Source organism: Synechococcus sp. R6-10 (assembly GCF_047461815.1).
Classification (GTDB): Bacteria; Cyanobacteriota; Cyanobacteriia; order Thermostichales; family Thermostichaceae; genus Thermostichus.
Genome location: NZ_JANSHW010000119.1, coordinates 1 through 7,210, shown reverse-complemented (window position 1 = coordinate 7,210; position 7,210 = coordinate 1). Strand labels below are relative to the sequence as shown.

The following is a 7,210-nucleotide window of genomic DNA, read 5'->3' as shown; positions in this document are numbered from 1 at the left end:
GCCTTGATGAGAACAGGGCCATCGGGCTTGAGGGCGAGGCAGAGGGTGCAATGGTTAACGTAGCGTTTGTGCATAGCCTGGGATCCTTCACACCAGAACAGGAGCTTTTGGTTGAGGGGCTTGGGGCGGCAAGCAGTCTGTCCAGTTTGTCAACCGATAGGGGTGGAAAACGCTGACCGTATCGCCAACCGTTGTAGAGTCCATGAAGACCATCGGGATCCCTCCTGACATGAAATAGGGCTAGCGGCGGGGGCCGACCGATTGCCGTTGAGAGGCCGTTGTTAATTTGGCAACCAGGGCTTCCACCCAGTCTTGGCGCAAAGCGGCAGCCTGCTCCGGGCTGAGCGGCTGTCGGGATCCGGCCACCAGCTCTTGAAGGTAGGCCAGCAGCCGTCTTGGATCCCCTTCCGAGTCGAACCAATAGATTGCCGAGATCTGCAGGCGGACAACCCCCAAGCCACGGGAGCGCCCCCCTCCCAGGGGGATCTGTTCCGTTTCCAATTGGTGCAGGCCAATGGCCAAGAGGCCCAGTTCCCATTCCTCGGCATTTTCGACGACGGCATGAAACCGGAAGGGGGTGCTGGCAGGCACCACTTGCAAGTCGTACAGCTTGCCATCTGCCGCCGTTTCCGTATCCCGATCGATGGCCACGCCATCCCGCTCTTGGTACTGGCCAAACCAGGCTTCCGGCACCACGGGCAAATCTCGGATCTGCACCTTGCCGGCCAACCAAGGGGATCCAAACACCTGCGAGACCCAGTCGGTGGCCTCAATGAGCTTTTGAGTCAGAGCCGCATCGTCCCCTTTGTAGTCATTTTTAATTTGGTTGATGATCTGAAATTGCTCGCTGCTGGTCAATTCGCCGGGATCCCTGGCCAGCTCTGGGTTGATGCCCCGCAAGAAACTTTCCAGGCGAGAGCGCATCGCCCCCTTCAAACTGGAGCCGGGAATGAGCGGACAGCCCAGCGCATCCTTGAGAACCGGCAAATCCGAGCCGATGGGTTCGGTGGAGCGGCCCACCCCGATGTGCAGAGCGGTCACGGTGGTGAGGGTGCCGGTGATTTCCAAGCGGTTTTTGAAAACGTCGAACATTGTTCCCTCAAATGGCTGCTCAAGTTAAGGCTTGTACTGCAGAGGTTTGCCATTCCCGAAGCGAGACGGAGCCCTTAATAAAACTCAAGAGGATCCCTAGGATCTGAGCAATTTCTGAGATAAAGTACTCCCTGTCATCGATAAAGAGTTGGTCACCCTCGAGTTTTGCAAATCGCCAGTTGGTTCCTGAGGTTACTGCTCCATAGACACTGTCTACTTGAGAATTGGAGTTCTTGTTAAAGACCTGTGCCCCCACCATACCGGCAACGCACTGGCCCAGACCCCCGATCAAGTCTTCTTTTTTGGCCTCAACGATAATCACCACCGGATCTTGAATGTAGAGTTGGAGAGGGGATAGGCAAATGATGTAGTCGCATAGGCCCACCAACCCCCTCTCGGGATCCACGTTGAATTCCTTGCCGGAAAACAGCGAGATTTGATCCCGACATAGGTACTTCACCTCTCCCAGCACAGGGGCGATGATAAACTCGGAGCGGGCTTTTTCGCTGTTGACCGAGGTGGCCAAGCCGAGATAGCGATCTAGGGTTATTTTCAAGTAATCGGAGCACTCAGTCGGTGGAACCTCTGCAAACAGGCCATGGATGATTCTTGACCTGAGCTGAAAGGTCGAAATGGCTCTCTCAAGGGTAAAACTGCTGTAGGTCACGGTCTAGGATCCTCCTCCCTCTCGCTTGTACTTGAGGTAGCGGGCCCCATAGCCCAGGTAGCGCCGAATCAAGTCAATTTTGATCTCGTTGACTTTGGGGGATGCTCTTTCAATTCCGGCTTCCCTGGCGATGGCTATAGCCCTTTGATGAATCCAGTTGTCGATGTCTTTGATGATGGCTTCTGCCAAAGAGTCTTTGCCCCGCCCCCACTTGTCACCGCGCCCCACCTGGTAGCGCAAAAAGTTCTTGATCACCTCTGAGCTTTCGGTGGAAGCTGCCACGTGCAATAGGTTGCGATATTGGGCCTCTTCCAATCTGTTGAGACCTCTGAAGTTATCCAAGGCGGCTTGAATTCTGGCGACCAGATCATCTTCGGCCAGCCGGATTTGCCGTTGGATCTTGAGCTCTTGTTCCGATGTGATCTCGCTGGTGGCGAAGGTCATAGCGGGTTCTCCCAGAAATGATGATGGAACGGACTGCAAACTTCGATTTGGCCGAATCCTTCAGCAGTGCGTTCGCCAATCCCCCAGTATTCCATCTCCGCCAAAATCGGGATCCAACGCTCCAGTTGCGTGGTGCTCAGCAGAAAGACGCTGCCCTGCGTGGTTACCAATTCTACATCTTTGAACAGACCCCAGGCAGCGTTCCAGCCGGAGACATAGGCGTAGCTGCTGAAGGCCAGCTCCAAAGCCAGGGATCCATCTTCGCAGTTGGCCTCTTCCTGGAGCATCTGGGGGGTGAGCACGGTGGTGCGTTGCCAGCGCTCTTTGAGAATGGCCCCCGACTGCAGCCCAATGGAGAAATACTGCCGCTCCGGCGGAAGGGGCTGCCAGGGATCCCCGAACACCTGCCATTGTTGCCAGCGCTGCCGCAGCTTTTGGTTGAAGGCTTCCACCCGCTGGGCCAGGGAAGGCCGGGGAGCAGCCAGACGCCGAGCCGTGACGTTGACCCGGCCCAATCCCCGCGACACCCCTCCTCCCAAGCGCAGCAGGTGGCCGTGGGCGTTGAGGTAGCGGGTGAGGGTCTCGGCCAGCTCGGGATCCCGCAGGTAGATGTAGCCGCTGAAAAGGGAGCGCTCCAGATGCCCATTGGGGCGGGCTTTGCCCTCGTTCATCACCTCTAGGCTGTAGAGGATTTGGTCGGCAGCAGTGGCGCGGCGACGGTTGATCCCCACCCGCGTGAGCAGGCGTTTGGACACAGCAGCTCGTTCGTAGCGGGGCCCCAGGTCAGACTCCTGCTGGCTGTAGAACCCCCCGAAGGGCTCCACTCTTCCCCCGGAACCGTCCGGCTCTGTGGGATCGAACGGGATCCCCAGCCGCTGTGAGCAGAAGCGATCCAGGAGCGTGTCGAACACCCCCGTTTTGCCCGCCTCTGAGCGGAAGCCGGGATTGTTTTTCGAGCTGAAGGCCGTGGCCGGCAAGACCTTGCTGCCGGATCCCGGATAGGCGTGGGTAAACACAGCAGGCCGAGCTGCCGTAAACAGGGCGGCCAAATCTCCTTCCAGCGCCTCGGCAGGGCGATGTTGGGTTTGGCTGAGCATGAGGTCGGCCAGAGCACCGCGAATCACGCTGCCGGGAATGTAATCCTGGGCCTCGCTGATGGAGCCGCCCGGCTTTTGCCGACCGATGGCCAAGGGAGACTGAGCCGTTAGGGTGAGTTGAATGGCTTCCATCAGCTCCCTCCCTGGGCCAAGAAAGCCCAATCGGCTGCGGTGGGCTGGAGAGCCTGCAGGGATCCAGGATCCCAGTGCAGCCAGCCCAAACCTGCGGATTTGCTGCCCCCCAGCGCGATCAGGTGGTGCAGGGCCGCCAACAGGAGAGTTTTGCCCCAGGAAGGGCAATCGGGCAAAAGCTGCAGGGATCCGGAAAAAGTCAGCTCAGCCGCGGGAGAGGTCTCAATGAGGTAGAGCCGCTGATCCTCGGCGGTGCGGCGGCGGCGGTTGAGGGTGACCCCAGGGCGAAGGGTTGGTTCCAGAGCTGCTGGCGGCACCTCGCAGACGAGATCCTCCACCCACAGGCGGGCAGGCAGGGCCGGATTGCCGAATATCTGGCAGACCAGACAATGGAATCCGGCGTAGCCCTCCACCTGGTATTCGGGGCGGTGGAAATTTCCTGCGCTGCCCTCCCGCTGCGGACACATGCGCTCTGGGTCGGGAGAGCGGCAAATGGCCCAGCCCAGGCCACGGGCCAGTTTCTCGCACTCGTGGCGCAGCCGCCCCTTCAGTTGGGAGCCGGGAATGATCAGCCTGCCAAAGGCATCTTTGAGCAGGGGTTTATCCGCCAGGGAGCCGCTGGAGCCGCCGGCTCCCACTGCCAGGGCAGAGGCGAGGGTGGCCCTCAAAGGGATAGAGGTGATCGTTCGCCCCGCTTGGGGCAGCTCTGCCAGTCTCACCATCACTCCACCTCCGCCAGAACGGGCCGACCCTCGGCCTGGGGCTGTTTTTGCACAAAGGCGTACAAATCCACCAGATCCCGCCAGATGGTTTCATAGGTTGGCGTTGACGAGGATACCTGTGGCTCAACATACATCCAGGGGGGAAGGTGGCCGTCGTTGGTTTTGGCCTTGCACCAGGTGCGCTCAAAAGCCTCCATCAGCGGCTGCCCCTTTTTGCCCAGGCGGCTGCGGAAATAGAGATAGTTGAGGGTGGCGGTGCGTTTGCCTTTTTCCAAGAAGCTGCGAATCTGATAAAGCTGGGAGCGAGGAAAATTGGCCTCCTGCAGGGCTTGTACCGTTCTCAGCAACCCGTGGATTTCCGGGACGGTATAGGGGCCGGCGTAGAGCTTGAGGGTGTGGCTGTTCTGGCGGATCTCCAGAGCTTCCCGACGAAAATCCTGGATGCTGGAGACAACCAGGGCGACCGACTTCAACGAGAGAAAGTCGATGGTGGCCACAGAGCAGTCCTTGTCTTTGGGCTTCAGCTTTTTCGCGTAGCTCTTGGCGGATTTCAACAGTTGTTCGGTGAGCTTTTCGGCGTAGTAAATGGGGGTGTCTTCCGAGGCGATCAGCACCCCCACCGAGGCGGAGAGCCGACAGAGCTTCCGATCTGCCGCCGGGTAGCGGTGAGGCACCTTGCCGGAAGATTGAGCTGCATAGGTTGCCGAGGTGTCCAGCAGGAGCTGCTCAAACTGCTCACAGAAGGTGGCGGCAATTTCCAGGGCTTTGTGGGCAGGCACCACCACCAACACATCGTCTCCGCCGATGGTCAGGATCTCGAAGGGGTGGATCCACTCGCCGTTGCGGTCTCTGCCGGTTTCCGGATCTGGGGATAGGCCGTGCAGCCGATGGGCCTGCAGGTGCTGGGCGAGGGCGTGGTAAACGGCTTTTTCCGTTGCCTCGGAAACATCCCGGCTAAATTGTCGGTAGGCTTCTGGGGTTTGGATCTGCTGCACATAGCCCCCCATGTCGTTGCCATCGGCGTAAAGGTAAGCCACAAAGCCCTGGCTGCCCAGGCTGGCGTTGGCCACTTCCCGTAGAGATTGGGCCTCGCCGATCCCCTGGACAGATCCCTGATGGGGCTGCAAATAGCGCTCCCGGTAGGGCTCGCCGGCGGGAGAGTTGAGAAAGCGGGCAAATCGCGTTACCCAGCTTTCCACAAAGCCGGGATCCCAGGTGGGGAACTTGCGGAACCACCCTTGCTTGCCTGTTTCAATGCGCTTGGCCTGGCGACCCACCAGGGCTTTGCGAGCGGTGGCTTCCGAGAGCCAGGGCTGATCGACCAGGTCGGCTTTGGCGATGGCAGGGCGACGGTCGGTGCTGTCGCGGCGCAGGTAGGGATGGGTTTCAAAAAAGGCGGGATGGGCGCGGCTGGGGCGACCGGGATCCGGATTGCCGTTGCGGCGGTGGTTGAAGCGGGCGGCCAGGTAACCCACCAACTCGTTGAAACTTTTGCGGTCTTGAAATCTGGCTTCGCTGCCATCCCCAAAATAGGCTCTCACCAGGGGATGGGTTTTGTGTTGCGCCAGCCAATCCAGCCAGGGGGTGCGTTCGATGGGATCCCGCAACAGGCCGTAGCGCAGTTCCAGCAGCCGAAAGGCGGATCCCACGGCGCAGGCGTTAGCGGTGAGGGTTTCTTCGGTGTAGCGCCGCTCGATGGCCTCACAGAGATCGTCCACATGGGCCGCCGGGCAAAAGGCCAGGAGATTGCCCCCGGTGGAGTAGATGATGAGCTCCGGGATCAGGGCTTGCGCCAAAGCCGGGTAGTGCTGCTGCAGCCAAGGCCGGATCTGCTCGGCCACATAGGCCCTCAGCTCTGCTTGAGACTCTTTCCCCAAACCTTCCCATCCCAGGTAGGTTTGCTCGGGATCCCCGAAAAAGGCGGGCAGATCCACCAGGTTAATGCGATCCAACAAAGCGGAGGCCCCGCGGATTTCCGACAGCTTGGCCGACTCGAAGACATAGCTCTTGATCTTGGTGGCCCCCCCGTAAACCAAGCCGATGCGGGTTGTCTGCTGCCACAGCTCCGGGTAGCGGGATTGCAGCTCCGCCGGGGTTCTGGGAAAGGTCTTCGCCGCCATGCTCTCCTGAAATTGGCGCACCTGAGCCAAAATGGGCCGTAGCTCTTCTGGGATCCCGGCCTCGTTGTCGGCGCGAACGGCGGCCCGCATCTGCTGCAAGGTCTCCAGGGCAAACTGGGGATCCCGCTGTTCTCCCCACGCCAGGCACCAGGCCAAGGCAACAGGAACGGGAGAGGGAGCAGAAGTAGGGGTCATGAGCAGCACCTGCGAAATGCGAAAAAGGAAGACAAGTCTTGGACAGGGCTTCCATCGGCTGCGACGGACAGATCCCTAAGGGCTGGGGGCAATTGGCCTCGATTTTTAATCCTTCGCGGAAGACCAAAGCCCTTCAAAAAAGGGTTTGCCGGTTGGGTGGGTAACCAATCGAATCAAGCCGAGAGATGCCATTGAGGTTACCGATTGTTTCAGCCATATCCGATAAACGCTCTCGCCTCATGGTTTTCAGTCCTCTAGCTTGCTAGCAGTATAGATCGAGTGCGATGGGTTGCAGACGATTTCAAGGCTTTCTTCAGATTGTGAGATTTTTTCTGCCTGTACAACGGGCAATTCGAGAGTAAACCCAATAAGAAGGGATCCCTTCTAAAATTTTCTCAATGGAAAGTTGGGTTTTGTGTTGATTGTTGCTGTGGACTGGGAATGGGCTGTGCCTATGCTGAGTTTCTCAGAGCCATCTGCTGATAGAGAAGCGAACGGCAAGTGGCCGACGGGATCCGAGTTGGTGGGGATCACCTTGGAAGTTCAGGCTCCTCGGTCTTACCTGCTGGATCCCCACTATGCCAAAGGGCTGCACGCCTGGTTCTTGAGCCAGGTGCAAGAGACAGACCCGCAGCTATCGGCCTATTTGCACGATGGAGAATCGGAGAAACCTTTTACCCTCTCCCGGCTGATGGGGCCGTTCCGCGAGCAGGGGGGGCGACCGCTGATCCCGCCTCATCT

At 59.1% G+C, this 7,210-nt stretch carries 6 protein-coding genes and 1 pseudogene; 1 reads left to right on the top strand and 6 read right to left on the bottom strand.

Annotated features, from left to right (window positions below):
• Positions 1-240: 240 nt before the first annotated feature.
• Genes csx7 through cas10 form a run of 6 tightly spaced genes read right to left on the bottom strand, consistent with a single transcriptional unit; the run spans position 241 to position 6,469 of the window.
• Positions 241-1,092 (bottom strand): CRISPR-associated RAMP protein Csx7, encoded by an 852-nt coding sequence (csx7, locus tag NW837_RS04000; RefSeq protein ID WP_414329368.1) that lies wholly within the window; start codon positions 1,090-1,092, stop codon positions 241-243.
• A 19-nt stretch (positions 1,093-1,111) separates the two neighbouring features.
• Positions 1,112-1,759 carry a hypothetical protein gene (locus NW837_RS03995; RefSeq protein WP_414329367.1) on the bottom strand — a complete coding sequence of 216 codons (648 nt, stop codon included), beginning with the start codon at positions 1,757-1,759 and terminating at the stop codon, positions 1,112-1,114.
• A gap of 3 nt (positions 1,760-1,762) precedes the next feature.
• On the bottom strand, positions 1,763-2,203 hold the full coding sequence (locus tag NW837_RS03990; RefSeq protein ID WP_011432241.1) for a hypothetical protein: 441 nt from the start codon (positions 2,201-2,203) through the stop codon (positions 1,763-1,765).
• Positions 2,200-3,432, bottom strand: a complete 1,233-nt coding sequence (csx10, locus tag NW837_RS03985) for a CRISPR-associated RAMP protein Csx10 (RefSeq protein WP_414329366.1) — start codon at positions 3,430-3,432, stop codon at positions 2,200-2,202. The genes NW837_RS03990 and csx10 overlap by 4 nt, the downstream gene beginning before the upstream one ends.
• A complete protein-coding gene (locus NW837_RS03980) occupies positions 3,432-4,154 on the bottom strand; it encodes an RAMP superfamily CRISPR-associated protein (RefSeq protein ID WP_414329365.1) in 723 nt (240 codons plus the stop codon). Before NW837_RS03980 ends, csx10 begins: the two co-directional genes overlap by 1 nt.
• The gene (gene cas10 / locus NW837_RS03975; protein WP_414329364.1) at positions 4,154-6,469 is read right to left on the bottom strand and encodes a type III-B CRISPR-associated protein Cas10/Cmr2; all 2,316 of its coding nucleotides are present in this window, start codon (positions 6,467-6,469) and stop codon (positions 4,154-4,156) included. Before cas10 ends, NW837_RS03980 begins: the two co-directional genes overlap by 1 nt.
• A gap of 415 nt (positions 6,470-6,884) precedes the next feature.
• Between cas10 and NW837_RS03970 the strand changes: the two are divergent.
• A pseudogene (locus NW837_RS03970) lies at positions 6,885-7,210 on the top strand (CRISPR-associated endoribonuclease Cas6); the annotation flags it as partial.

Excerpts from the sequence above, each read along its gene's own strand:
- csx10 (WP_414329366.1), bottom strand. The coding sequence starts at position 3,432 with ATGGAAGCCATTCAACTCACCCTAACGGCTCAGTCTCCCTTGGCCATC.
- cas10 (WP_414329364.1), bottom strand. The coding sequence starts at position 6,469 with ATGACCCCTACTTCTGCTCCCTCTCCCGTTCCTGTTGCCTTGGCCTGG.
- NW837_RS03980 (WP_414329365.1), bottom strand. The coding sequence starts at position 4,154 with ATGGTGAGACTGGCAGAGCTGCCCCAAGCGGGGCGAACGATCACCTCT.
- NW837_RS03990 (WP_011432241.1), bottom strand. The coding sequence starts at position 2,203 with ATGACCTTCGCCACCAGCGAGATCACATCGGAACAAGAGCTCAAGATC.
- csx7 (WP_414329368.1), bottom strand. The coding sequence starts at position 1,092 with ATGTTCGACGTTTTCAAAAACCGCTTGGAAATCACCGGCACCCTCACC.